The 23,652-nt window shown below is 63.3% G+C and carries 21 protein-coding genes; 9 read left to right on the forward strand and 12 right to left on the reverse strand.

The features are described 5' to 3' along the window. Positions 1 to 114: 114 nt before the first annotated feature. Together RX328_RS28720 and RX328_RS28725 are read right to left on the reverse strand one after the other, a co-directional pair. Positions 115 to 1,413, reverse strand: coding sequence for an RsmB/NOP family class I SAM-dependent RNA methyltransferase (locus RX328_RS28720; protein WP_213249871.1), 1,299 nt, complete (start codon positions 1,411 to 1,413; stop codon positions 115 to 117). Between the two features lie 71 nt (positions 1,414 to 1,484). Then, on the reverse strand, positions 1,485 to 1,907 hold the full coding sequence (locus RX328_RS28725; RefSeq protein WP_213249869.1) for an MAPEG family protein: 423 nt from the start codon (positions 1,905 to 1,907) through the stop codon (positions 1,485 to 1,487). A gap of 173 nt (positions 1,908 to 2,080) precedes the next feature. Here RX328_RS28725 and RX328_RS28730 point away from each other — a divergent pair, with 173 nt between their 5' ends. From RX328_RS28730 to RX328_RS28740, 3 genes are all read left to right on the forward strand, one after another. Next, positions 2,081 to 2,773 carry an acriflavin resistance protein gene (locus RX328_RS28730; protein ID WP_312017977.1) on the forward strand — a complete coding sequence of 231 codons (693 nt, stop codon included), beginning with the start codon at positions 2,081 to 2,083 and terminating at the stop codon, positions 2,771 to 2,773. A gap of 120 nt (positions 2,774 to 2,893) precedes the next feature. Further along, a complete protein-coding gene (locus RX328_RS28735; protein WP_213249867.1) occupies positions 2,894 to 3,862 on the forward strand; it encodes a dienelactone hydrolase family protein in 969 nt (322 codons plus the stop codon). A 115-nt stretch (positions 3,863 to 3,977) separates the two neighbouring features. Then, on the forward strand, positions 3,978 to 4,811 hold the full coding sequence (locus tag RX328_RS28740) for a metallophosphoesterase family protein (protein ID WP_213249865.1): 834 nt from the start codon (positions 3,978 to 3,980) through the stop codon (positions 4,809 to 4,811). A gap of 13 nt (positions 4,812 to 4,824) precedes the next feature. On the opposite strand, the gene RX328_RS28745 is transcribed toward RX328_RS28740, so the two are convergent. From RX328_RS28745 to RX328_RS28760, 4 genes are all read right to left on the reverse strand, one after another. Further along, a complete protein-coding gene (locus tag RX328_RS28745) occupies positions 4,825 to 5,100 on the reverse strand; it encodes a hypothetical protein (protein WP_213249863.1) in 276 nt (91 codons plus the stop codon). 118 nt (positions 5,101 to 5,218) lie between these two features. Continuing rightward, entirely contained in the window at positions 5,219 to 6,241 is a 1,023-nt protein-coding gene (locus RX328_RS28750; RefSeq protein WP_213249861.1) for an NADP-dependent oxidoreductase, read from the reverse strand. 254 nt (positions 6,242 to 6,495) lie between these two features. Further along, positions 6,496 to 7,986: an IMP dehydrogenase gene (guaB, locus tag RX328_RS28755; RefSeq protein ID WP_213249859.1), complete on the reverse strand. Its 1,491-nt coding sequence runs from the start codon at positions 7,984 to 7,986 to the stop codon at positions 6,496 to 6,498. Positions 7,987 to 8,208: 222 nt separating this feature from the next. Beyond that, positions 8,209 to 8,457, reverse strand: a complete 249-nt coding sequence (locus RX328_RS28760; protein WP_028346604.1) for a hypothetical protein — start codon at positions 8,455 to 8,457, stop codon at positions 8,209 to 8,211. 140 nt (positions 8,458 to 8,597) lie between these two features. Here RX328_RS28760 and RX328_RS28765 point away from each other — a divergent pair, with 140 nt between their 5' ends. After that, a complete protein-coding gene (locus RX328_RS28765) occupies positions 8,598 to 10,076 on the forward strand; it encodes a DHA2 family efflux MFS transporter permease subunit (protein ID WP_213249857.1) in 1,479 nt (492 codons plus the stop codon). Positions 10,077 to 10,248: 172 nt separating this feature from the next. Here the strand turns inward: RX328_RS28765 and RX328_RS28770 are convergent, their stop codons facing one another. The 3 genes from RX328_RS28770 to RX328_RS28780 form a co-directional block, all read right to left on the reverse strand. Next, positions 10,249 to 11,076, reverse strand: a complete 828-nt coding sequence (locus tag RX328_RS28770) for a Crp/Fnr family transcriptional regulator (protein WP_213250072.1) — start codon at positions 11,074 to 11,076, stop codon at positions 10,249 to 10,251. A 213-nt stretch (positions 11,077 to 11,289) separates the two neighbouring features. Continuing rightward, on the reverse strand, positions 11,290 to 11,979 hold the full coding sequence (locus tag RX328_RS28775; protein ID WP_213249855.1) for an RlmE family RNA methyltransferase: 690 nt from the start codon (positions 11,977 to 11,979) through the stop codon (positions 11,290 to 11,292). An 85-nt stretch (positions 11,980 to 12,064) separates the two neighbouring features. Then, a complete protein-coding gene (locus tag RX328_RS28780) occupies positions 12,065 to 13,015 on the reverse strand; it encodes an alpha/beta fold hydrolase (protein ID WP_213249853.1) in 951 nt (316 codons plus the stop codon). 218 nt (positions 13,016 to 13,233) lie between these two features. Between RX328_RS28780 and phaP the strand changes: the two genes are divergently transcribed. Further along, complete coding sequence (gene phaP / locus RX328_RS28785; protein ID WP_213249851.1) at positions 13,234 to 13,863, forward strand: phasin family protein; 630 nt, start codon at positions 13,234 to 13,236, stop codon at positions 13,861 to 13,863. Positions 13,864 to 13,940: 77 nt separating this feature from the next. On the opposite strand, the gene RX328_RS28790 is transcribed toward phaP, so the two are convergent. Continuing rightward, a complete protein-coding gene (locus RX328_RS28790) occupies positions 13,941 to 14,984 on the reverse strand; it encodes a Ppx/GppA phosphatase family protein (protein ID WP_213249850.1) in 1,044 nt (347 codons plus the stop codon). Between the two features lie 220 nt (positions 14,985 to 15,204). On the opposite strand from RX328_RS28790, the gene RX328_RS28795 reads away from it, so the two are divergent. Further along, positions 15,205 to 17,580 carry a xanthine dehydrogenase family protein molybdopterin-binding subunit gene (locus tag RX328_RS28795; protein ID WP_213249848.1) on the forward strand — a complete coding sequence of 792 codons (2,376 nt, stop codon included), beginning with the start codon at positions 15,205 to 15,207 and terminating at the stop codon, positions 17,578 to 17,580. Positions 17,581 to 17,737: 157 nt separating this feature from the next. Here RX328_RS28795 and RX328_RS28800 read toward each other — a convergent pair whose 3' ends face one another. Further along, a complete protein-coding gene (locus RX328_RS28800) occupies positions 17,738 to 18,532 on the reverse strand; it encodes a hypothetical protein (RefSeq protein WP_213249846.1) in 795 nt (264 codons plus the stop codon). A 162-nt stretch (positions 18,533 to 18,694) separates the two neighbouring features. Here RX328_RS28800 and RX328_RS28805 point away from each other — a divergent pair, with 162 nt between their 5' ends. The 3 genes from RX328_RS28805 to RX328_RS28815 all read left to right on the forward strand — a co-directional run bounded on the left by RX328_RS28805 (position 18,695) and on the right by RX328_RS28815 (position 22,209). Next, positions 18,695 to 19,189, forward strand: coding sequence for a YaiI/YqxD family protein (locus tag RX328_RS28805; RefSeq protein WP_213249844.1), 495 nt, complete (start codon positions 18,695 to 18,697; stop codon positions 19,187 to 19,189). A 3-nt stretch (positions 19,190 to 19,192) separates the two neighbouring features. Further along, entirely contained in the window at positions 19,193 to 21,007 is a 1,815-nt protein-coding gene (locus RX328_RS28810) for an ABC-F family ATP-binding cassette domain-containing protein (RefSeq protein WP_213249842.1), read from the forward strand. 119 nt (positions 21,008 to 21,126) lie between these two features. Continuing rightward, positions 21,127 to 22,209: a D-TA family PLP-dependent enzyme gene (locus tag RX328_RS28815; protein ID WP_213249840.1), complete on the forward strand. Its 1,083-nt coding sequence runs from the start codon at positions 21,127 to 21,129 to the stop codon at positions 22,207 to 22,209. A gap of 87 nt (positions 22,210 to 22,296) precedes the next feature. On the opposite strand, the gene RX328_RS28820 is transcribed toward RX328_RS28815, so the two are convergent. After that, complete coding sequence (locus RX328_RS28820) at positions 22,297 to 23,526, reverse strand: NAD(P)/FAD-dependent oxidoreductase (protein ID WP_213249839.1); 1,230 nt, start codon at positions 23,524 to 23,526, stop codon at positions 22,297 to 22,299. Positions 23,527 to 23,652 lie beyond the last annotated feature (126 nt).

Consider the following 23,652-nt stretch of genomic DNA (forward strand, 5'->3'; position numbering starts at 1 on the left):
ATAGCGACGCGGCAATCCATTCCTCCGCTTGTTGCGCGATGGATTGCTTCGCGGAGCCTGTCATCGGGCGCGCATTCGCGCGACCCGTTGGCTCGCAATGACGGGGAAACAGCGTCACGCCTTCTTCAGCAGCGAGACGAAAAAACCGTCCGTGCCCGTCCTTCGCGGGGTCATCAGCCAGCCCTCCGGCGACCGCAGCGCAGCCTTTTCAAAATCCTCCGCCTTGTCCCACAGCACGCTTGCCGTCTCGTTCAGTGGCTGAATCGAAAAGTCGGGATGACGTGCCACGAAGGCGCGGACTTGTTCGCCGTTTTCGCTTGGCAGCACCGAGCAGGTGACATAGGCGATGCGGCCGCCGGACTTGACCAGGCGGCTTGCGCGATCAAGCACTTCGGCCTGGTCCTTCAAGCGAACCTCCAGCGCGCCGGGGCGCATGCGCCATTTGGCGTCGGGGTTGCGGCGCCAGGTGCCGGTGCCGGTGCAGGGCGCGTCGATCAGGACGAGGTCGGCTGACGCCTTGATGTCGGCCAATGGATCAGCGTCGCCCTTCGGCGCGCGAATTTCGGCGTTGTGGACGCCGGCGCGGGACAGCCGCTCGTAGATCGGGGCGAGCTGGCGCTTGTCGCGGTCGGTCGCGATCAGGCGCCCCTTGCCTTGCATCATCGCGGCGAGCGCCAGCGTCTTGCCGCCGGCGCCGGCGCAGAGATCGATCACCTGCTCGCCGGGCTTTGCTGCGGTGAACAGTGCCGCGAGTTGCGATCCCTCGTCCTGCACCTCGATCGCGCCCTTGATGAAATCCTCCTCGGCATGAATGCCAGGATTGCGGGCGTCGGCGCCGAGTTCGATGCGCAGGCCAATCGGCGACCAGGGCGTCGGCGCAGCTCCGAGATGGCTGAGCGACGCCAGCACTTTTTCGCGCTTGGCCTTCAGCGTATTGACGCGCAGATCGAGCGGAGCGCGGCTTGCCATCGCGGCTGCCTCCGCGACGCGGTCCTCGCCGAACACGGCGGCCAGATGCGGATCGAGCCATTCCGGATAGTCGCCGGCGATGTGCGGCGGCGCGTCGTCGAGGGTCCGCGAGGTGAGCGCCGATCGTTCGGCCTCGGTCAGCGGTTTCGGCGCAAAACGGCTGCCGTCGCAGAGCGCCGATATCGCCTCCACATCGAGCTTGCGCTCGAGCTTCATCATGCCGAGCACGCGCGCCCGCGGCGTGTCCGCATCCATCAGCCAGGCGCTCGATGCCCGCCGCCGCAGCACGTCCCAGATCAGGCCCGAAATCGCGGCGCGGTCGCCTGACCCGGCATAACGATGCGCAGTGCCCCACTCCTTCAGCGCCTTTGCCGCAGGAACGCGCTGCGCGTCGATGGTGTCGATCAGTTCGATGGCGGCGGAAAGACGGGCAGCGGGGGTCATCAGAAGCTTTCCATAGCGTTTTCAAGCGAAGTGGGAACCGGTTCGCGTAAAGAAAACGCGTCAAACAAAGATCAGATCAGAAGCAAAAGCTTCAGCGCGAAGTAGATCCACATCGCAAGCAGCACCAGCGCGCCGGCAAACCACGCCAGGCTGCGCTGCTGGATGTTGTTGGTGGTGACGAAAATGCCGGCATGGGCAAATCGTGTCACCACGAACACCCAGGACATCAGCACGATGAAGAGATCGGCCCGGCGCAGCGGCAGCGCCAGCGCGATCAGGACGTAGAAAAGGAGGGGTACTTCGAACTGATTTGAGAAGCAATTGCCGATCTGGGCGACGCGGGGCGGATATTTCGGCTGCCCGAGCGCGATGTCCCTCAGGCTGGTTTCGCGGGCCTTCACCGCCTTGGTGCGGGCCGTCACCATCCAGAACATCAGGAAGAATGTGAGCCCGATCAGAATGAAGACCGGCAGCAAAACCATTTGAACCGACATGAGAATCTCCCCCGAAGCCTGCGTGGCCTTACAGCAATAACGAGGTGCCCCTCACCTGACAAATGCACTTAACCTGGCTCGCTTGAACCACAGGGAGAGCCCGGACGACCAACTACCGAGAATTCCGAAGGTTCTGGTCTCGAATCGATCTTGAAGCAATCCGCGAGCAGGCGATGAACATCACCTCCCCGATCCTGACCGGCGCCGGCCGCGCCGCCGAGCTGCCCGGCGATTCCATGGCCTCCCTGCTCCGGGCCGTCGGATTCAGCGACAGCCCCGATGGCGGCCTCGGCATCGTCATGTCGGCATTGGCCGGCATCGCCGCGGCGCTGGCGGTCGCGATCATGCTCTCGGTCTATTTCCACGGCGGCCACCGCAGCCGCCACGATCTGGTCAAGCACGGGCTTGCGGCCTCCGCGGTGCTGGTCCTGCTCGCCTTCGCGATCTCGGATATCAGGCACGCGGCGCAGGCCTATCTCGGCGTCAATCCGGCAAAGCCCGCGGTGGAATTTGAAATCCGACTGCCGAAGGCGACATTGACGACCGCGGCGGACATCCAGATCGAGCTGCTCACGGACCGGAACCAGAAGCTGGCGAAAGTCCAGGAGGCGCTGGCCTCGACCGCCGACGGCCGCAGCATCTTGCGCGGGACCGTGACGCTCGATTACCGCACCACCGAGCGGATGATGGTGCTGAACCTGCCCGGCCGGGCCCAGAGCACGTTCCGGCTGCGGCTGCCGGCAAGCCCATCGCGCTCCGACCAGTTCGGGCCGTGGCACCTGGCCGACGGCATCGTCGCCGCCAATGGCGGAACGGTGACGACCGAAATCCACGACGCCTTCGCGATCCGCTACCGCGTGCTCTGAGGCGCATTGAGATCTAAAGATGGCAAGACCGTCGGGCACATTTGCTTTGACGGGAATAACCAGCGCTCTACTGTATCCCTGACGGTCGCCGAAAGAGAGCAGCCGCGGGAGGATTGCAACTTGCGATTTCGCGATCAGGACATTGTTTTTGCTGGCGGCGTCAAGGGACAGAATTTCGACATTCTCACCGCCAATCCCGTCAACTACTTCCACGTCATCAGCAATGCGGCCGAGCTGCCCAGACTTGTGATCGATGGCAAGCTGTTCCTGCCGGCCTCGAACAATCGCAGGCTCAACGGAAAGCTCCCGCTGGTGATGGTGGTGCCCGGCAGCCTCGGCGTTGCGCCCTCGCACCTTGCGCATGCCGAAACGGTGGTCGGCGACGGTTTTGCAGCGTTTGTCCTCGACAGTTTCGGCGGGCGCGACGTGACCTCGACGGTTGCCAATCAGACCCAGTTCTCGTTTGCCGCCAGCGCCTATGACGTGCTGGCGGCATGGCAGATGCTGTCAACCCATCCGGAGATCGACGCCTCCCGGATCGGCGCGCAGGGCCACAGCCGCGGCGGCTCAGCCGTGCTGACGGCCGCGACGCGACGCTTTGCCGATGCAGTGATCGGCGCGGGCGCCGGATTTAGGAGCGTGCTTGCCGCCTATCCCTGGAGCGGCCACCAGTTCCTCGATCCGTCCGTCGACGAAACCGAAATCCGCGTCATCATGGGCGATGCCGATGAATGGTGCTCGCCGATGCAGGTGCAGGGCCACTGCCAGGCCATCCGCCTTTCCGGCGGCAAGGCGACGATACGGCTGATCGGCGGCGCGCAGCACAGCTTTGACCGCGGCACTGGAATCGAGAACGTCCCCGACGCGTCCGTCTCCCCCGCCGCGCCGACGGCCTATATCGCCAATGACGGCGCCTTCATCCATCCGCTTCAGGGCGTCGCGGAGAGCAAGCTGACCGACCGCGACCTGATGATCTATGCGCTGAAGGCCGGCTACGGCCGCAAGGGCGCGAAGATTGGAAGCCGCGATGGGGATGCCGAGCTGTTCAAGGCGGATATGCTAGCGTTCTGGCGACGGACGTTGGGGTAACACCTGAGATCTGCACTGGGTACCCGGGGTACGACGATTGAGGTTGGGCAAGAGTTCGGATCCGTCATCGTTCTGACTCGGGACGCGGCGATAATCCGTCCAAAAGGACTATTGCATGCCCGAGTTTCGCCTGACGCAAATTTCCGACACCCACCTCGCCCGCCGTCTGCAGAAACTCACCGACAATTTTCACCGCGTCAGCGAGCATATCGACGCAACGCGTCCCGATCTGGTCATCAATACTGGCGATCTCGCCTTCGATGCGCCGACCAGCCCGGACGATCTCAATTTTGCAAAGGAACTGCACGACGCGCTGCCGGTGCCCAGCCGGCATCTGCCGGGCAATCACGACGTCGGTGACAATCCGACGGCTGTCGGCGCCCCGCCGAAGCCGCCGGCAACCGAACACGAGCGGCAGAAATATCTTTCCGTGATCGGCGAGGACCGCTGGCGTTTCGATGCGGCGGGCTGGTGCTTTATAGGGCTGAACTCGCTGATCATGAACACGGGGATCGAGAGCGAGGCTGAGCAGTTCGATTGGCTCGCCTTAGAACTTGCGCGCGTGAACGGCAAGCCGGCCGCGCTGTTCCTGCACAAGCCGCTGTTTCTGAACGCGCCTGATGATCCCGAGACGGCCGAAACCGCGATCCGCTACGTTCCGCAGCCGAGGCGCAACGATCTGGTCGAGCTGTTCTCCGCGGTGGATCTGCGGCTGGTCGCCTCAGGCCACGTCCACCAGCGTCGCGACTTCACCTATCGCCACACGCGCCATATCTGGGCGCCGTCGACAGGTTTCATCCTTCCAGACAGAATTCAACCGGTCATCGGCACAAAGGAAGTCGGGCTGGTAGAGTATCGTTTCCAGCCCGACGCCTTTGAGGTCCGGCACGTCAGAGCGCCGGGACAATCCGATGTTGATCTGGATTCGCTGATTGGCAGGAATTCCTAGTTTTCAGAGAGCATCACCACTGGCGCTCAACGAGACCATAGGAATAGTAGGAGCCATCGTCCCAAGGCTGTGACGCAAATGCGCCCACGCGTGGAGCCGGGTGAAACCGGCTACCATAATAGTAGCCCGGGGGCGTGGTCCTGACGCCGTAGCCTCCTGTGACGTAAGCTGAGTTCGGATAGCTATAGCCTATAACGCCGGGCTCCTGATAGACCACTTGAGCCATTGCAGGAGTGGCCAGCATCGTAGCGGCAACCAAGCCGAGCGATAGTTTCTTGCAGTTCATCATTTGGCTTCTCCTTTGAATGTCAAAACCAAACGACAGTTTCGAGGGGACGTTCCGCCGCGCGCCTCAAGTAGCCGTGAGCTTCTTCGTTGATGGTTCCTAGAACTCGGGCGCGCCGGCTTCAAATCTTGTCCGGCCCGACGCGTACGAGCTGCTTGCCGAAATTGGCGCCTTTCAGAAGGCCCATGAACGCGGCCGGCGCGCTCTCGAGGCCTTCGGTGACGAACTCCTTGTGCTTGACCTTGCCCTCGCGCACCCACCCCGACATGTCGCGCAGGAAGTCGCCGTGACGCGCGGCGAAATCGCTGACGATGAAACCGCGGATGGTCAGGCGCTTGGTCAATACCGCGCGCATCAGGGACGGTGCCCATTTCGGCGCCACCGCCTGCGTGTCGTTGTAATGCGCGATCAGGCCGCACACGGGAACGCGCGCAAAGGCATTGAGCAGCGGGAACACCGCTTCGAACACGGCACCGCCGACGTTTTCAAAATAGACGTCGATGCCCTTTGGGCAGGCACACTTCAACTTGGCCGCGAGGTCAGGATCACGGTGATCGAGGCAATCGTCGAACCCGAGTTCATTCTTGACGTAAGCGCATTTGTCCTTGCCGCCGGCGATGCCGACCGCGCGCGCCCCCTTGATCTTGGCGATCTGGCCGACCGCCGAGCCGACCGCGCCGGAAGCGGCCGCGACGACGACCGTCTCGCCCGCTTGCGGCTTGCCGATGTCGAGCAGGCCCGTATACGCGGTCATGCCGGGCATGCCGAGCACGCCGACCGCGGTCGAGATCGGCGCAATGTCAGGATCGATTTTCGTCAGGCCTTTGCCATCGGAAATCGCATGCGTTTGCCAACCATTGCGCGATAGCACGATGTCGCCCTTGGCGAAGGCGGGATTGTTTGAGGCGATCACCTCGCTGACCGTGCCGGCTTCCATCACGCCCCCGATCGGCACCGGCTGCGCATAGGACGGCCCCTCGCTCATGCGTCCGCGCATGTAGGGATCGAGCGACAGCCAGATGGTGCGAAGGAGCACCTCGCCGGCGCCCGGCGTGGAGATCGGGCAATCTTCGAGACGGAAATCGGAAGGTTTGGGCTCGCCGACGGGGCGCGAAGCGAGGACGATGCGTTTGCCCTGGGACATGGTTGTTCCTCCGGTTTGTTGTTTTTCGTCATTGCGAGCGAAGCGAAGCAATTCATTCTCGTCAACGAAAAAGAGTGATTGCTTCGTCGCTAGCGCTCCTCGCAATGACGGTGGCGAGTACCGCATCCCTTCTTAAAACGCCGTCATTCCGGGATGGTGCGCGAGCACCAGACCCGGAATCTCGAGATTCTCAGGTGCGCAATTCCATAGTTCGATGCTTCGCATCGCCCCGGAAGGACCGCGTACAGGGAGAATCACGCCCCGCCCGGATAATTCGGGCTTTCCCGCGTGATCGTCACGTCGTGGACGTGGCTTTCGCGCAGGCCCGCGCCGGTGATGCGGACGAACTGAGCCTTGGCGTGGAATTCGGCGAGATTGCGGGCGCCGACATAGCCCATCGCGGCACGCAGGCCGCCGGCGAGCTGGTGCATGACGTTGGCGACTGGCCCCTTGTACGGCACCTGGCCCTCGATGCCCTCGGGCACCAGTTTCAGCGTATCCTTGATGTCCTGCTGGAAGTAGCGGTCGGCCGAGCCGCGCGCCATCGCGCCGACCGACCCCATGCCGCGATAGGCCTTGTAGGAGCGGCCCTGCCACAGAAACACTTCACCGGGCGTCTCGTCGGTGCCGGCGAGCAGCGAGCCGACCATGGCGATGTCGGCGCCCGCGGCGAGCGCTTTGGCCAGATCGCCGGAATATTTGATGCCGCCATCGGCAATCACTGAAACGTCGGCTTTCTTCGCCGCTTCCACCGCATCCATGATCGCGGTGAGCTGCGGCACGCCGACACCGGCGACGATGCGCGTGGTGCAGATCGAGCCCGGCCCGATGCCGACCTTGATCGCGTCAGCGCCCGCGTCGATCAGCGCCTGCGCGCCCTCTTTCGTTGCGATGTTGCCGGCAATCACCTGCACTGCGTTGGAAAGTCGCTTGATGCGGTTGACCGCCTCGAGTACCCGCGAGGAATGGCCGTGCGCGGTATCGACCACGATCAGGTCGACGCCGGCATCGATCAGCCGCTCGGTGCGCTCAAAGCCGCCCTCGCCGACCGTGGTCGCGGCAGCCACACGCAGGCGGCCATGCTCGTCCTTGCAGGCGAGCGGATGCGCAACCGCCTTTTCCATGTCCTTGACGGTGATCAGCCCGACGCAGCGGTACTGGTCGTCGACGACGAGCAGTTTTTCGATGCGGTGCGTGTGCAGCATCCGCTTGGCCTCGTCCTGGCTGACGTTCTCGCGAACCGTGACGAGGTTCTCGTGCGTCATCAGCTCCGAGACTTTTTGCTTGGGATTGGTCGCAAAGCGGACGTCGCGGTTGGTGAGAATGCCGATCAGCTTGCCGGGCGTGTTCTTGCTGGCGCCGGTGACGACGGGAATGCCGGAAAAGCCATGGTCCTTCATCAGCGCCAGCGCGTCCGACAGCATCGCGTCGGGACCGATGGTCAGCGGATTGACCACCATTCCCGATTCATACTTCTTGACTTGCCGCACCTGGGCGGCTTGCCCGTCCGGCTCGAAATTGCGGTGGATGACGCCGATGCCGCCCGCCTGCGCCATTGCGATCGCCATGCGCGCTTCGGTGACCGTGTCCATCGCCGACGCGATAATCGGAATGTTCAGCGGAATCGCGCGGGTCACATGGGAGCGGATATCAGCCTCCGAGGGCAAGATATCCGAAAGACCGGGCTTCAGAAGCACATCGTCGAACGTGAAGGCTTCACGGATACCCTGAAGTCCCTGCGCCATTGCCAACTCCTTTCGGCGGCTCGCCGCCGCGATCAGTTCTATGGATGAACGCCGCCTTCGGCGATGCTAGCGGCATCGCCGTCGAATCGAAGCCCATCGATGGGGTTGACGGTGGTCGATAGCATGGCAGCACGCCGAATCAAAGCGTTTGACTGCTATGCACAGACTTTTCGGGAAACGCCGCAATCCCAAGGGTTTAGCGGGAGAGCTTACGGGAAGGCCTTACGGCCGATAGCCCGGCGGTGGCCCGTGCTGGCGGATCGCCTCTACCACCTCGCGGTGGCGGCGGTCCTCCCGCTTCATGTGAACCGCGATCAGCGCATGCGCCGACGGCACCAAGAGCAGGACGTGGAAGATCAGCCCGAAAACCAGGCAAAACACGATCAGGACCAGGTTGAAGATCGCCGAAAACGGCTGCCCGTTCAGGAGCAGCCCGAGCGGCGGCAACAGAGCAGCGAGAACGTAGATCATGCGGACCTCCGGGCCTGGCGCGGTGCATACCAGCGTCACGCAGGATTTAGGTGGTTTGCCCGGTTCCGCAATGGCTTGTGTGACGGCGGGATGATACAGGCCCCTCGCCTGCCTGTTTCTCTCTCCGGCCCCCCATCCCGATGGATAAGCAACGCCTGATCCCGCTGATCGTCGCCACCGCCCTGTTCATGGAGAACATGGACTCGACGGTGATTGCGACCTCGCTGCCGGCGATCGCGGCTGACATCGGCACGAGCCCGCTGACACTGAAATTGGCGATCACGTCCTATTTGCTCTCGCTCGCCGTGTTCATTCCGGCCAGCGGCTGGACCGCGGACCGTTTCGGCGCGCGCATGGTGTTCTCGATCGCGATCGGCGTGTTCATGATCGGGTCGATTGGCTGTGCGCTGTCGCAGAACATCACCCATTTTGTGATCGCCCGCATCCTGCAAGGCATGGGCGGGGCGATGATGACGCCGGTCGGGCGGCTGGTGCTGTTGCGCTCGATCGACAAGAGCGCGCTGGTCAATGCGATGACATGGGTAACAGTGCCGGCTCTGGTCGGGCCGGTGATCGGCCCGCCGCTCGGCGGCTTCATCACCACCTATTTCTCCTGGCACTGGATCTTTCTGATCAACATCCCGATCGGGCTGCTCGGCATCTTCATGGCGATGAAGTACATCGACCCGATCAAGAGCGAGGATCCCGAGCGCTTCGATCTCTACGGGCTGGTGCTGGCCGGGATTGGGCTAGCCGGCATCGCCTTTGGCCTTTCGGTCGCGGGCCTCAATTTGTTGCCCTGGCCTGTTATCGCGGGCCTCGTCGCAGTCGGCACCATCTCGATGACGCTCTATGTCATGCACGCGAAACGAACCGGCTCGCCGGTGCTGGATTTCTCGCTGCTGCGACTGTCCACCATGCGCGCCAGCATTATCGGCGGCTTCCTGTTCCGGCTCGGCATCGGCGCGCTGCCGTTCCTGCTGCCGCTATTAATGCAGGAAGGTTTTGGGCTGACGCCGTTCCAGTCCGGCATGGTGACGTTTGCTTCGGCCGTCGGCGCCATGGGGATGAAGACGCTGGCGGCGCGGATCATCCGCGCCTTCGGCTTCCGCTACATGATGACGGTCAACGCCGTCATCAGCGCGGTCTTCCTCGCGGCCTGCGCATTGTTCACGGTGACAACGCCGCTGTTGCTGATCTTCATCATCCTGGTGGTCGGCGGCTTCTTCCGCTCGCTGCAATTCACCGCGATCAATACCGTCGCCTATGCCGAGGTCGAACCGGCGCAGATGAGCAGAGCGACCACGCTCGTCAGCGTCAACCAGCAACTGGCGATTTCGGCAGGCGTCGCCGTCGGCGCGTTCTCGGTGGAATCGACCATGTTGTACCAGCATGTCACCGAGTTGAGTGCCGGCGTATTCCCGCCCGCGTTCCTCGTGGTCGCGATCATCTCAGCGGCGTCGGCATACTTCTTCTGGCAGATGCCAGACGACGCCGGCCACGAGATTTCGGGACGCAAGGTCGTCGAGATCTCCAGCCGCAAGGCTGCGGAAAAAGCAGCGACCAAGAAGGCCGCCAGCGAAGGCACCGAGGACGCACGGGATCAGCGGCTGGGGTGACTCGCGGCGCCCTTCACGCCCGGTGTTTTTCGCACGCACCTCTGATCTGCCAGTCCAACCACGAATGGTTTGCCCGGGAGGCCTGGGTTCACGAGCCGGAAGAAAAATGGCGCTTGCTCGGGACCGCTTTCGCCCTGCAATCGACGTCGAGCCGTTGAGGCCTGCAATCCGGTCAATGACCTCTCAATGACCCCTTTGGCCGTTGGCCGGTTACACCCCGCGCGGGAGTGCGCTGCCGCTCTTCGTCCGCATTGGCAAACAGGGAAGCTTCGGCCACAGGCGCCGATTTCATTTCGTCCGTCAGGACGATGCGATCGATTCTACGGCGCATGAGTTGGTAGCACTCACATGTCGCCGCCTCGAGCCGCGGCCTGTCAATCTCGATCGAGCCGCGCCGATTGGATCGGATTCCGCCCGACTCGCGCAGCTTGCATATGACATGCGTCACCGTCGGGCGGCGCACACCGAGCAATTCCGAAAGCGTGTCTTGCGTCAGCGGCAGGATGTCGCCGTCGGCACGATCGCGGAGCTGCAGCAACCATCTTGCCAGCCGGGCCGTCACCGAGTGCAGCGCATTGCAGGCTGCGACGTGTTGGAATTGGGCCATTAGCGCCCTGGTGTGGGTTTGAACCGTTCCCCTCAAGGCGCCGCTGCGTTCAAGCGACGCCTGAAACTGTGCTGGCGAGATCTGTAGCGCAGTCCCCGCCACCCGCACCACCGCCGTCATCGGAGAGCGGGAAGGCCCCAGACTCGTCAGGACTCCCACGGCTCCTTCATTGCCAACGACGGCGGTCGCGACGGTTTGTCCGCTCGGCATATCCATCACGAAAGCGATCAGGCCGCTAAGCGGGAAATGAATCCGTTCTATTGGATCGCCCGACCGCACCAGCACGGCGTCACGTTCAAGGCTAACCAATCGGAAATGACGCACAAGCAAATCGAGGTCTGCCGGCGGCAACGCAGCTAACAATCGATTGCCAACTCTGGTCCTCTGCTCCATCACGGGAATACTCCTTCCCAGACGGAGGCGCGGCTCGCTGCAGAAATTCCCGGTGGCGTCAGCGCTGCAAGCGGTAAACAGACCACGCCCGAGTAATGAAATACGCCGTATGGGAGGAAAGTTCCAGAGGAATTGTCAAGACCTAGCGCCCGCTCGCGTCTTCTACTGCAACTGCTGGAGACGCTATCAAGTCACGGGCCGCAAAGGTTGCGCTCAGGGCTGACTGCGGTGCCCTCGAAATCCCATCGCCAGCACGTAGCGCTCCGAGGAGTCCTGCCGGCTCGAGGCCGGCTTGACGTGGCGCACGCTGGAAAAGTCGCGCTTCAATTGCGCGACGAGTTCGGCATCGGCGCCGCTTTGAAAGACTTTTGCCAGGAACGTCCCGCCGGGATTGAGCACCTCGGCGGCAAAGGCCGCCGCCGTCTCGACGAGGCCGATGATGCGGAGCTGATCGGTCTTGCGGTGGCCGGTGGTGTTGGCCGCCATGTCGGACATTACGACATCGGCGCGCCCGCCCATCATGGCAATCAGCTTTTCGGGTGCGTCCTCGGCCAGAAAGTCGAGCTGCGCGAAATCGACGCCGGGAATTTCCGGCATTTCCAGCAGATCGATCGCGACCACTTTGCCCTTGCCATTGATCGCGCCGACACGCCTGGCCGCGATCTGGCTCCAGCCGCCGGGGGCCGCGCCCAGATCGACCACGGCGTTGCCGGGCTTGAGAAACCGATACTTGTCGTCGATTTCGATCAGCTTGTAGGCCGCGCGCGAGCGATAGCCCTCCCGCTTGGCCTTGGCCACGTAGGGATCGTTGAGCTGCCGCTCCAGCCAGAGCTTTGACGACAGCTTGCGCTTGCCCGCGCTCTTGACCGTGACGTGCAGCCGTCCGGTGGTGTCTTTCGCCATATCGATACTTGTCTTGAAATGCCAGCCCAGACCCGGAGCCTGGAATCAGTAGCACGGAAGTGGCTACGCGTTGAAGCGCCAGCCCCTATTTGATCATGGCGATTTCCAGGGACTCGACGGCCTGCGCAATAGCGGTGCTGTCGGCATAGGTCACCATGTGTCCGGCGTCCGGCATGAGATGCAGGTCGGAACGACCAAGCACCCTGTGTAGACGCCTGGCCTGCTCGGGTTCGATGATCTGGTCTCCCGTTCCATGGAAGATGTGGACCGGGCACCGAATGCTCGAATAACGAAACTGGAACCGTGCGGCCTGGGGAATGAGGAACGCGCTTTCCTCAGCGGCCGCCCTAAGCTGCTTTGGCCTGAGCGTCAGGGACGCTGGAAAGCCATGCTTGAAGTTTTCGGGGACAGAGCGGGGCGCAAAGAGCTTGCGAATGAGGCCCGGCAAAATGGCCCATGAGATCATCGGCGCGACTGTGTAACGGACCAGGTCCCCTATGATCGGTATCGCCGGACCTGACAGCATCCAGAAGTCCCACCGCGGCGTGGGGAAGTAGTATCCGGAGGCAAGCACAAGACCGCGGATCGGGTAGTCGTTTTGAAATCCGATGGCGGCAGCAACCAGCGTGCCCCAGGAGTGGCCGAGCACGACAGGATCGCGCACACCGAGCTGTTTAAGCGCCTTTACAAACAGCGCCGCTTGGGACGTTGCAGTCCAGATCCGCGCGCGCGGCCGCCCGCTGTATCCGAAGCCCGGCCGATCAAAGCATATGACCCGGCTGCGGCTGGCAAGACGATCCACAAGTCCGCTGATGATGAGATCCTGGATCATCGTGCCGTTGCCATGGAACAGCACGACGCACCGAGCTGCCGGGTCACCCCGTTCGAGGTAATGCAGCCGCACACCGTCGCAGTCGATGAAACTGCCGATCGGTGGGTTCTTTCGTTCGGCCAGGAACGAGAACACTATATTCCCGATCACCAGAACAAGGAGGACACCGATAACGGCGACAAGGATGATTTCGGCAGTGGACATTCGCTGAGCCTCGTGATGTGCGTAGCCAGCCGAATTGCGGCGGGTGAATAGCCAGTCTGCGGCACAACCGCGACATGTTGCCGACGTTCCTAAGCAGTCGTTGCGAACTGAACGAGAAGCGCGGAAAAGTTCGGAAGGCTTGGAACGGTCTCACAGCGATTGCGTTGCCCGGGACGGAGCTGGGGAAGTCATCAACCTGCAATCAGCGGAGAGATAAGATGGCAAACCCACGCCAAGAGGAGAAGTCTACCCAAGGTATGGAAGACGCAGCACGCCGCGCCGGCGAGAAGACTGCTGAACAGACCAGCCGGTTTGGACAAGCTGCAGCCGAGCAGACGACGCGCGTCGGACAAGTGGCGGCCGAAGCCGGCGAGGAAGTGGCCCGGGCAAGCGCTACTCTATTCCAGCAAAACGCCGAGACGTTACAGAACACCTGGCGCTTCGGCCTGGATATGGCGACGACCGTCATGGGGCGGTCCACCGAGCAACTTGGTCGTACGCTCGGCCTGTCAGGAGAAGGAGTGCAACAGGCAACCGAACGATCGGCCCGCAACGCGCAAACCATCCTTTATACCGGCACAACTGCTGCCAAGGTGATGGGTGGCATCTCGCAGGAATACCTGCAGTTGGTTCGCCATCAGGTCGAGACGAGCATGGACCGAATGAACGAATTGTGGGCCTGCCGAACGCCTCAGGAGGTTGCAGCCGTTCAGACGGACCTGGTACGTGAGACCGTGGGATCTGTTCTGGAGAGCAGCCGTCGGATAGCCGATATGTCGCTCAAACTGGCCGACGATGCCGGAAAGCAGATTAAGCAAAATATGGAAGAGGTGCGGCGTGCCGCCTAGTGCGGCCCTCCCGCTCAGCTTTCAGGGAAGAGCGGCTGGCTTTCAGCCGCTCTTCCGGTTTTCGGGCATAGCCCGCATCAGCACGGCCGCAGCGCGCCGTCCTCTCGCATCATCTCGACCAGCATGCCCTCGCGCAGGCCGCGGTCGGCGACGCGGAGCCGAGGCAATGGAAAGGCGTCGCGGATCGCGTCGAGAATGGCGCAGCCGGCCAGCACCAGATCGGCGCGCTCGACGCTGATGCAATTATTGTTGGCCCGCTCCTGATAGCTCATGCCGAGCAGCCGCTGAATCACCGCGGTGACGTCGGGGCCGTTCATCCAGACGCCGTCGATGCGCCGGCGGTCGTAGCGCGCCAGATTGAGATGGATGCCGGCAAGCGTCGTCACGGTGCCCGAGGTGCCCAGCATATGCATGTCACGCAAATCAGTGCCGTGCTCGGCCGCAAACGGCGCCACATATTGCGCGACTTCGCGCACCATCCGGGCATAGGATGCCGCCGTGACGTCACGTCCGCCGAAATGCTCAGCCAGCGTGACGACGCCGAGCGGGACCGACATCCACGCCTTGATGCGCGGCGCCACGTTCTGCTCTTCCGGATCGCGCTCGATCCGGACCAGCTCGGTCGAGCCGCCGCCAATGTCGAACAGGATCGCGCCCCGCCCTTTTGCGTCGAGCAGCGGCGAGCAGCCGATGACAGCGAGTGTTGCCTCGGTCTCGCGATCGATCACCTCGAGCCGGATGCCGGTCTCGCTCGCGACGCGGGCACGAAAGCTGTCGGCATTGGCGGCGGCGCGGCAGGCTTCGGTTGCGATCAGCCGCAGGCGCTTGGCCTTGCGGTAGCGGATCTTGTCGCTGCAGATGCTGAGCGCCGCGATGGCGCGCTCGATCGCCGCCTCGCTGATGGAACCGGTTGCGGAAATGCCCTCGCCAAGCCGGATGATCCGTGAAAACGAATCCACGACGCGAAAACCGTCGCCGGCCGGGCTGGCGATCAAAAGCCGGCAATTGTTGGTGCCAAGGTCCAGCGCGGCATAGACACCGTTTGCCGTGGCCGCCGCAACCGACCCTGACGGGCTGGCGCGGGCCTCAAGGGCTTCGCGCAGCCGCGTATCGTGGTTCATCAAAACTGTCTTTCCGCAGGCCGCGTCCGGGCCGCCGAAGAAAATTACCGTTCACGGAAACTTTAGCAGCGCCAAGGGGCTACGCAACAACCCATCACATAGGACTATGCCCAATCAGGCGTTGTCGTGCATGACGCGGTGCGTTATCTGAGCGGGAACTCGCGGAACCCAGAATCCAGCAAGAAATCCAAGAGAATCCCCAGCATTTCAGGTGCTTTCGATGCAAGATCACACGCCGGCCCCCTCTCTGGACAACGCTATCGCACTGCAAAAATACGGTGTGGGGCAGCCAGTGCGCCGCAAGGAAGACGACACGCTGGTGCGCGGCAGGGGCAAATACACCGACGATTTCACCCTGCCCGGCCAGGCCTATTGCTGGATGGTGCGCTCCAGCCATGCCCACGGAATCATCAGGGGGATCGACACGGCCGCCGCCAAGGCGATGCCGGGCGTGCTCGGCGTCTGGACCGGCAAGGACCTGGAAGCCGCCGGCTACGGCCCCTTCACCTGCGGCCTGCCGCTGAAGAGCCGGGATGGATCGCCGCTGTTGCAGACCAACCGTCCGGCGCTGGCGACCGACAAGGTGCGCTTCGTCGGCGACCCCGTGGCCTTCGTGGTCGCGGAAACGCTGGGGCAGGCGCGCGATGCGGCGGAGGCCGTCGAGCTTGACATCGAGCCGCTGCCTGCCGTGACCGATGCGGCGGAAGCCGCAAAGCCCGGCGCGCCGCAGCTTTACGATCACATCCCGAACAACGTCGCGCTCGACTACCACTATGGCGATACGGCCAAGATCGACGCCGCGTTCGCCGCTGCCGCGCATGTCACAAAACTCGATATCGTCAACACCCGCGTCGCCGTGGTGTCGATGGAGCCGCGCGTGGCGCTGGCCGCCTACGACAAGGCGGCCGAACGCTTCACGCTTCATGTGCCGACGCAGGGCGTCTCCGGTAACAAGGTGACGTTGGCGAAAATCCTCAACGTGCCGAACGACAAGGTGCGTATCCTGACCGCCAATGTCGGCGGCTCCTTCGGCATGAAGAACGTCAGCTATCCCGAATACACCTGCATCCTGCACGCCGCGAAGGTTCTGGGCCGTCCGGTAAAATGGACCGACGAACGCTCGACCAGCTTCCTCTCCGACAGCCACGGTCGCGCGCAGCTCATCCACGCCGAACTGGCGCTCGACGCCGAAGGCAAGTTTCTCGCGGTGCGGCTCTCGGGCTACGGCAATCTCGGCGCCTACATCACCGGTGTCGCGCCGGGGCCGCTGTCGCTCAACACCGGCAAGAACCTCGCCAGCGTCTACCGTACGCCGCTGCTTGGCGTCGACATCAAGACGGTTTTGACCAACACAACCTTGATGGGCGCCTATCGCGGCGCCGGCCGGCCGGAGGCCAACTACTACATGGAGCGGCTGATCGACCGCGCCGCCGACGAGATGGGCATCAACCGGCTGACGCTGCGCAAGCGCAACTTCATCAAGCCGTCGCAACTGCCGTTCGCGGCGGCGAGCGGCGTCACCTATGACAGCGGCGATTTCGCAGGCGTCTTCAACAAGGCGCTGGAGATTTCCGATCACGCCAATTTTGCCAAGCGCAAGAAGGAGAGCAAGAAGAACGGCAAGCTGCGCGGCATCGCTGTCGGCTCGTACCTCGAAGTCACCGCGCCGCCGAGCGGCGAACTCGGCAAGATCACCTTTGAGCCAGACGGCTCAGTGAAGCTGACCACCGGCACGCTCGACTACGGCCAGGGCCACGCCACGCCGTTCGCCCAGGTGCTGTCAGCGCAGCTCGGCGTCCCCTTCGAAAAGATCACGATCGAGCAGAACGACAGCGATCTCGTCCGCTTCGGCAACGGCACCGGCGGCTCGCGCTCGATCACGGCAACGGGTCACGCGATCGTGGAAGCCTCCGCGCTTGTGATCGCAAAAGGCAAGCAGGCGGCCGCGCATCTGATGGAAGCATCCGAAGGCGACATCGAATTTTCCAATGGCCGATTCACCATCGCCGGCACCGACCGCTCGATCGGCATCATGGATCTGGCAAAGCGCCTGCGCGAGGGCAAGATGCCCGAAGGCGTACCGCTGTCGCTCGACGTCGACCATGCCACCAAGGACACGCCGTCCACCTTCCCCAACGGCTGCCATGTTGCGGAAGTGGAAATCGATCCCGAGACCGGCGTCGTCAAGATCATCCGCTATTTCGCGGTCAATGATTTCGGCACCGTGGTCAATCCGATGATCGTCGCCGGCCAGTTGCACGGCGGCGTCGCGCAGGGCATCGGCCAAGCGCTGATGGAGCAGGTCAGCTACGACGCCAGCGGCCAGCCGATCACCGGCTCATTCATGGATTACGCGCTACCGCGGGCCGGAGACATTCCGCCAATGGAAATCGGCGACCATCCCTCGCCGGCAAAATCCAATCCGCTGGGCACCAAGGGCTGCGGCGAAGCCGGTTGCGCCGGCAGCCTCGTCTGCATCGTCAACGCGGTGATCGACGCGCTGTCGGATTACGGCATCACCCATATCGACATGCCGCTGACGCCGGAACGGGTGTGGCGCGCGATTCGGGATGCCAAGGCGAAGCAGGCGGCGTAGCGCGCCGCTACTGGCCACATAGGAAACTGTCATCACCCGCGAAGGCGGGTGACCCAGTATTCCAGAGACGTTAGTGATAGAAACGAGAAGCCGCGGCGTACTAGATTCCCGCCTTCGCGGGGAATGACAGGTGAATCGCGAGGCGCCGCCGCGCCTTCTACGCCGCCGCCTGCTCGCGCGGCTGGTAGATCGCGATGTGGTGGCAATGCGCCAGCGGCGTGTTGCCGTTGCCGACGACCAGCGCGTCGAGTTCGACGAAACGGTGGCCCTTCTTGTCGTAATTGCCGATTACTTTCGCACGCGCCGTGATGACGTCTCCCGCTTTTGCGGCCGATAAAAGCTGCATGCGGCTGCCGACGTGAATCCACGGGCCCAGGATGGCATTGTCGACCAGCACGCGATTCATCACCCGCTGCAGCAGGCCGGGACGACCGAGACCTTCCCTGGCGTAGATCGGATCGGTTTCCCTGATGTCGGCGAGATATCCCGTGGCCGCTTCACCCGCCCAGTCGCGCGGGGTGGTGCCGAGCCATTTGCCGACTTCATACGAAGCGGCATTAACTGGCTTGCGCTCGGCCACGGCTGCGACTTCCCTATAGTCCGCAATCGAAACCGCGAGCGCAGACGCCGGCAAGGACGCGGTGCCGGTGGCGCAAAGCTCGCCGCGGCTCTGCACCTCGATCGACAGCACGCCGTTGTCTTCTTCCGCTGTCAGCTCCGCGAGTTCGCCGTCATAGACCGGCTTGACGAAACGCGCCTCGATCAGTCCGCGGTCGAGGAAGGCACGGCCCCATTTGGCGACTGGCTGATGCATCATATAGGCCATCACGTCGACGCCGGGGACCAGTCCACCCGAGAATCCGAACCGCTTTGCCACGGTGTCGTCATGCATCTTGTTTTCGGATTGTTTGGCGGTGTTGTAGGCTTGGACGCAATACGGCTCGATGGGCATGCCATTTCCTGTTGTTTTTGGTTGTTTTTCCGCCGGTAATGGTACGCGAAGAATGTGCCGAGGCAAGCGTGTTCCCACCCTCTGTTTTCCTCGCATTCCGGCATCGAATAGGTTACCACGCGCGTTCAAAAGAACCGCTGTCGAACCGATATGCCTGACTGAATGCCTGACGTGAACCCCACCCGCATCTATGTCGATGCCGACGCCTGCCCGGTGAAGGACGAGATCTATCGCGTCGCGACCCGCCACGGCCTGCCGGTCAGCGTCGTTGCGGGAAATTTCATCCGCGTGCCGCAGGATCCGCTGATCGAGCGCATCGCTGCCGGTTCCGGCATGGACGCCGCCGACAACTGGATCGCTGAGCGCGCCGGCCGCGGCGACATCGTCATCACATCGGATATTCCGCTCGCCAGCCGCTGCGTGAAAGCCGGCGCGGAGGTGATCGCGCCGAACGGCAAGCCGTTCACGGAAGCATCGATCGGCATGACGCTGGCAGTACGCAATCTGATGACGGATTTGCGCTCGTCTGGCGAAGTCACCGGCGGTCCAAAGTCCTTTGCACCGCGCGACCGCTCGGCGTTCCTGTCGGCGCTCGACCAAGCCATCCGCCGCATCCAGCGCCAGCGGGCGCAGCAGTCTGCGCCGAACCAGGATTGAACGATGGCGCCGCCGCTGATCCAGTTGAAAGACATCAGGCTGACGTTTGGCGGCACGCCGCTGTTATCGGGCGTGGAATTGTCGGTGTCGTCGGGCGAGCGCGTCTGCCTGATCGGCCGCAACGGCTCCGGCAAATCGACGCTGCTCAAGATCGCCGCCGGCTTGGTCGAGCCCGACAGCGGCAGCCGCTTCGTGCAGCCCGGCGCCACCATCCGCTATCTGCCGCAGGAGCCTGACTTCGGCGACCACAAGACCACGCTGGCCTATGTCGAGGCAGGCCTCGGCCCCGGCGATGATCACTACCAGGCGCGCTATCTTGTCGAACAGCTTGGGCTCTCCGGCGATGAAGACCCCGCGCATGTCTCCGGCGGCGAGGCCCGCCGCGCCGCGCTGGCGCGGGTGCTGGCGCCCTCGCCCGATATTCTGCTGTTGGACGAGCCAACCAACCATCTCGACCTCCCAACCATTGAATGGCTGGAAGGTGAACTGGCGAGCCGCAAATGCGCGCTCGTCCTCATCAGCCACGACCGCCGTTTCCTCTCCAACCTGTCGCGTTCGACCGCCTGGCTCGACCGCGGCCAGATCCGGCAGATCGATCGCGGCTTCTCCGCCTTCGAGGCCTGGCGCGACGAAGTGCTGGCGGAAGAAAAGCGCGAGCAGCACAAGCTCGACCGCAAGATCGTCAACGAGGAACACTGGCTGCGCTATGGCGTTTCCGGCCGCCGCAAGCGCAACGTCAAGCGGCTCGGCAATCTGCACGCGCTGCGCGACCAGCGGCGAAATTATCGCGGTGCTGACGGCAATGCCAACCTCGCGGCCGCTGAAGCTGACAAATCTGGCCGGCTGGTCATCGAGGCGAAGAACATCGCCAAGGCCTATGGCGACCGCAAGATTGTCGATGGCTTCTCAATTCGGGTCCAGCGCGGTGACCGCATCGGCATCGTCGGACCGAACGGCGCCGGGAAAACTACGCTGGTTCATCTTTTGATCGGCAACGATCCGCCCGATAGCGGCACGGTCCGGCTCGGCGCCAATATCGAAATGGCCACCCTCGACCAGCATCGTGAAAGCCTCGATCCGAAATCGACGCTCGCGGAAGCGCTGACCGGCGGCCGCGGCGACCACGTCATGGTCGGCGGCAAGCCGAAACACGTGGTCAGCTACATGAAGGACTTTCTTTTCGCGCAAGAACAGATGCGCACGCCGCTGGAGGTGCTTTCCGGCGGCGAGCGCGGCCGGCTGATGCTGGCGCGCGCGCTGGCAAAGCCGTCGAACCTCCTGGTACTGGACGAGCCGACCAACGACCTCGACCTCGAAACGCTCGACGTGCTCGAGGAGATGCTTGGCGATTACGAGGGCACCGTGATCCTGATCAGCCACGATCGCGATTTCCTCGATCGCGTGGTGACGTCGGTGATCGTGCCTGAAGGCAATGGCCGCTGGATCGAGTATGCCGGCGGCTATACCGATATGCTGGCGCAGCGCGGCGAGGATTTGTCGCGGGAATCTGTCAAGGAACCGGCGCCAGTTGAGGAAAAGAAAGAGACCAGAGCTACGGCCCCTTCCGCCGCCCCAAAGCGCCGGCTGAACTTCAACGAAAAGCACGCGCTGGAAACGCTGCCGAAGACGATCGCAAAATTGCAGGCCGAGATCGCAAAGCAGCAAAAGCTGCTTGACGATCCCGACCTCTACGCCAAGGATCGCAAGAAGTTCGACGCGGCATCTGCTGCGATCGCCAAGGCGCAGGAAGAACTCGCGGCCGCCGAGGACCGGTGGCTGGAGCTTGAGGTTTTGCGCGAAGAGATCGAGCAGGCGTAGGCATTTCTACCGTCATTGCGAGGAGCGAAGCGACGAAGCAATCCACCCATCCGTTATGCCGCACGATGGATTGCTTCGCTTCGCTCGCAATGACGAAAAGGACAACCGGAGTTCACGTCATGACAACGCCCCTCGCCGCAAAAATCGCCCGCGAATACGGCACGCCCTGCGCGGTCATCGACATGGACCGCGTCGAGCGCAACATCGCGCGGGTTCAGGTCGCCTGCGATAGCGCCGGTGTCGCCAACCGGCCGCATATCAAGACCCACAAGAGCCCGCTGCTCGCACAGATGCAGGTCGCGGCCGGCGCCAGGGGCATCACCTGCCAAAAACTCGGCGAGGCCGAGGTGATGGCGGAAGCCGGGATCGATGACATCCTGATCAGCTACAATCTGATCGGCGAGGAGAAGATGGCGCGCCTCGCGGCGCTGCAGGCCAAGGCCAACATGACGGTGGCCGCCGACAATTCGACCGTGATCGCCGGCCTGCCGCAGGCCGCCGCCGCGTCGGGCCGTCCGCTATCGGTCGTGGTCGAGTGCGATACGGGGCGCAAGCGCGCCGGCGTCGAAACGCCGGCCGAAGCGATTGCGCTGGCACGCGAGATTGCGGGCTCGAAGGGGCTGCAATTTGCGGGCTTCATGCTGTACCCGACCGAGACCGGCTGGGCTGAGGCACAGAAGTTTTTCGACGAGGCGCTGGCGGGTGTCCGCGCGCACGGGCTCGATGCGACGATGGTTTCGACCGGCGGCTCACCGAACCTGAAGAATCTCGGCAAGCTCAAGGGCGCGACCGAACACCGGCCGGGCACTTATATCTACAACGACCGCATGCAGGTCGCGGCCGGCGTCGCCGAATGGGACGATTGCGCGCTGAACATCTATTCCACAGTCGTGAGCCGCGCCGGCCCGGACCGCGGCATTCTGGACGCCGGCTCGAAGACACTGACATCGGATCCCGGCGGCGGCCTCGACGGTTACGGATTGATCCTGGAGCATCCGGAGGCCAGGATCGCGCGCTTTGCGGAAGAGCACGGCTTCCTCGACCTGACCCGCAGCAACACGCGGCCGAATGTCGGCGACGTCGTGCGGATCGTGCCGAACCATGTCTGCGTCGTCGTCAACATGATGGACGAGGTGGTGATGGTGCGCGGCGAGGAGATCATCGGCACGCTGCCGGTCGCGGCGCGGGGAAAGCTGCGGTGACACGTTCGTAGAATGGGTAGAGCGCAGCGAAACCCATCGAGACTTGCCGAGGGGCTGGACGGTGGGTTTCGCTGCGCTCTACCCATCCTACGAATTTAGCCACTTCAGCACACCCCGCCCAGCGGCCGCACCCGTCGCGAATGACGCCTGCAAGAGATAGCCGCCGGTCGGCGCTTCCCAATCAAGCATCTCGCCGGCGGCGAACACGCCCGGCAGGCGCCGGATCATGAAGGCATCGTCAAGTTCGTCGAGGGCGATGCCGCCCGCCGTCGAAATCGCGCGCGCGATCGGCGCGATGCCGTTGAGCTGAACGGACACTGCCTGAATCAAGCGGGCGAGATCGGCCGGAGAAAGCGCGGCTAGTGACTTCCCGTATGTCTTGGCTGACTCCTGCAACAGCCCGATCGCGATGGGCGAAAGATTTGCCGTCTTGCGGAGAAAATTCGAGAAGGACTGCTTGCCCTTGGCTGCGGACAATTTCGCGATCAGTTCACCGGTCTCCGCGTCGGGACGTAAGGCGATATTCAGTGTTGCGTGCCCATCGCGCAGGATGGCCTCACGCAACTCGGCAGACAGCGCATAGATCGCGCCGCCCTCGATGCCGGTGCGAGTGACGATGGCTTCGCCTCGCACGGTATGCGCTCCAAAGATCAGCGCCACGCCCTTGAGCGGTTGACCTTCAAAGCGGTCGCGGAAAATTTCCGACCAGGCGACGGTGAAGCCGGAATTGGCCGGCCGCAGCGGCGATATCTTCACGCCTTTCGCGGCGAGCATTTCCGTCCACGTGCCGTCTGAACCAAGCCGCGGCCAACTCGCGCCCCCGAGCGCCAGCACGGTTGCACGAGGCTCGACGACGAGCGGTCCACCAGGCGTTTCAAAGCGCAGGCGGCCCTGCTCATTCCAGCCGGTCCAGCGGTGGCGCAGCGCCAGTCTTACGCCCATCGCATCCAGCCGCCGCAGCCAGGCCCGCAGCACAGGCGACGCCTTGAACGCTTTTGGAAACACCCGTCCGCTGGAACCGACAAAGGTCTCCTGCCCAAGCGCGTCGCTCCAGTCGCGCAACGCCTGCGGCGGAAATACTTCGATGGCGGTTTTCAGGTGCGGCATCGCCTCGCGGTAGCGGGCAAGGAACTGCGGCAACGGCTCGCTGTGCGTGAGGTTGAGCCCTCCGCGCCCCGCCATGAGAAATTTGCGCGCCGCCGACGGCATCGCGTCATAGACGGTGACGTTGACGCCGCCTTGTGCGAGCACTTCGGCCGTCATCAGCCCGGCGGGACCGGCGCCGATGACGGCGATGTGTTGTGACGGCAATGGCATGACGGGAACGCAGGCCGAAGTGGCGGTGCGTAGGGTGGGCAAAGCGAAGCATGCCCACCATTATTCACCGACGACGAGGATGCATGGTGGGCACGGCGCTAAGGGCGCTTTTGCCCACCCTACGCG

The organism is Bradyrhizobium sp. sBnM-33 (assembly GCF_032917945.1).
GTDB lineage: Bacteria > Pseudomonadota > Alphaproteobacteria > Rhizobiales > Xanthobacteraceae > Bradyrhizobium.

Excerpts from the sequence above, each read along its gene's own strand:
- RX328_RS28745 (WP_213249863.1), bottom strand. The coding sequence starts at position 5,100 with ATGATGAACTGCAAGAAACTATCGCTCGGCTTGGTTGCCGCTACGATG.
- RX328_RS28765 (WP_213249857.1), top strand. The coding sequence starts at position 8,598 with ATGGATAAGCAACGCCTGATCCCGCTGATCGTCGCCACCGCCCTGTTC.
- RX328_RS28740 (WP_213249865.1), top strand. The coding sequence starts at position 3,978 with ATGCCCGAGTTTCGCCTGACGCAAATTTCCGACACCCACCTCGCCCGC.
- RX328_RS28730 (WP_312017977.1), top strand. The coding sequence starts at position 2,081 with ATGAACATCACCTCCCCGATCCTGACCGGCGCCGGCCGCGCCGCCGAG.
- RX328_RS28790 (WP_213249850.1), bottom strand. The coding sequence starts at position 14,984 with ATGAACCACGATACGCGGCTGCGCGAAGCCCTTGAGGCCCGCGCCAGC.
- RX328_RS28760 (WP_028346604.1), bottom strand. The coding sequence starts at position 8,457 with ATGATCTACGTTCTCGCTGCTCTGTTGCCGCCGCTCGGGCTGCTCCTG.
- RX328_RS28780 (WP_213249853.1), bottom strand. The coding sequence starts at position 13,015 with ATGTCCACTGCCGAAATCATCCTTGTCGCCGTTATCGGTGTCCTCCTT.
- RX328_RS28815 (WP_213249840.1), top strand. The coding sequence starts at position 21,127 with ATGACAACGCCCCTCGCCGCAAAAATCGCCCGCGAATACGGCACGCCC.
- RX328_RS28725 (WP_213249869.1), bottom strand. The coding sequence starts at position 1,907 with ATGTCGGTTCAAATGGTTTTGCTGCCGGTCTTCATTCTGATCGGGCTC.
- RX328_RS28800 (WP_213249846.1), bottom strand. The coding sequence starts at position 18,532 with ATGCCCATCGAGCCGTATTGCGTCCAAGCCTACAACACCGCCAAACAA.
- RX328_RS28810 (WP_213249842.1), top strand. The coding sequence starts at position 19,193 with ATGGCGCCGCCGCTGATCCAGTTGAAAGACATCAGGCTGACGTTTGGC.
- phaP (WP_213249851.1), top strand. The coding sequence starts at position 13,234 with ATGGCAAACCCACGCCAAGAGGAGAAGTCTACCCAAGGTATGGAAGAC.
- RX328_RS28795 (WP_213249848.1), top strand. The coding sequence starts at position 15,205 with ATGCAAGATCACACGCCGGCCCCCTCTCTGGACAACGCTATCGCACTG.
- RX328_RS28750 (WP_213249861.1), bottom strand. The coding sequence starts at position 6,241 with ATGTCCCAGGGCAAACGCATCGTCCTCGCTTCGCGCCCCGTCGGCGAG.
- RX328_RS28820 (WP_213249839.1), bottom strand. The coding sequence starts at position 23,526 with ATGCCATTGCCGTCACAACACATCGCCGTCATCGGCGCCGGTCCCGCC.
- guaB (WP_213249859.1), bottom strand. The coding sequence starts at position 7,986 with ATGGCGCAGGGACTTCAGGGTATCCGTGAAGCCTTCACGTTCGACGAT.
- RX328_RS28805 (WP_213249844.1), top strand. The coding sequence starts at position 18,695 with ATGCCTGACGTGAACCCCACCCGCATCTATGTCGATGCCGACGCCTGC.
- RX328_RS28775 (WP_213249855.1), bottom strand. The coding sequence starts at position 11,979 with ATGGCGAAAGACACCACCGGACGGCTGCACGTCACGGTCAAGAGCGCG.
- RX328_RS28770 (WP_213250072.1), bottom strand. The coding sequence starts at position 11,076 with ATGGAGCAGAGGACCAGAGTTGGCAATCGATTGTTAGCTGCGTTGCCG.
- RX328_RS28720 (WP_213249871.1), bottom strand. The coding sequence starts at position 1,413 with ATGACCCCCGCTGCCCGTCTTTCCGCCGCCATCGAACTGATCGACACC.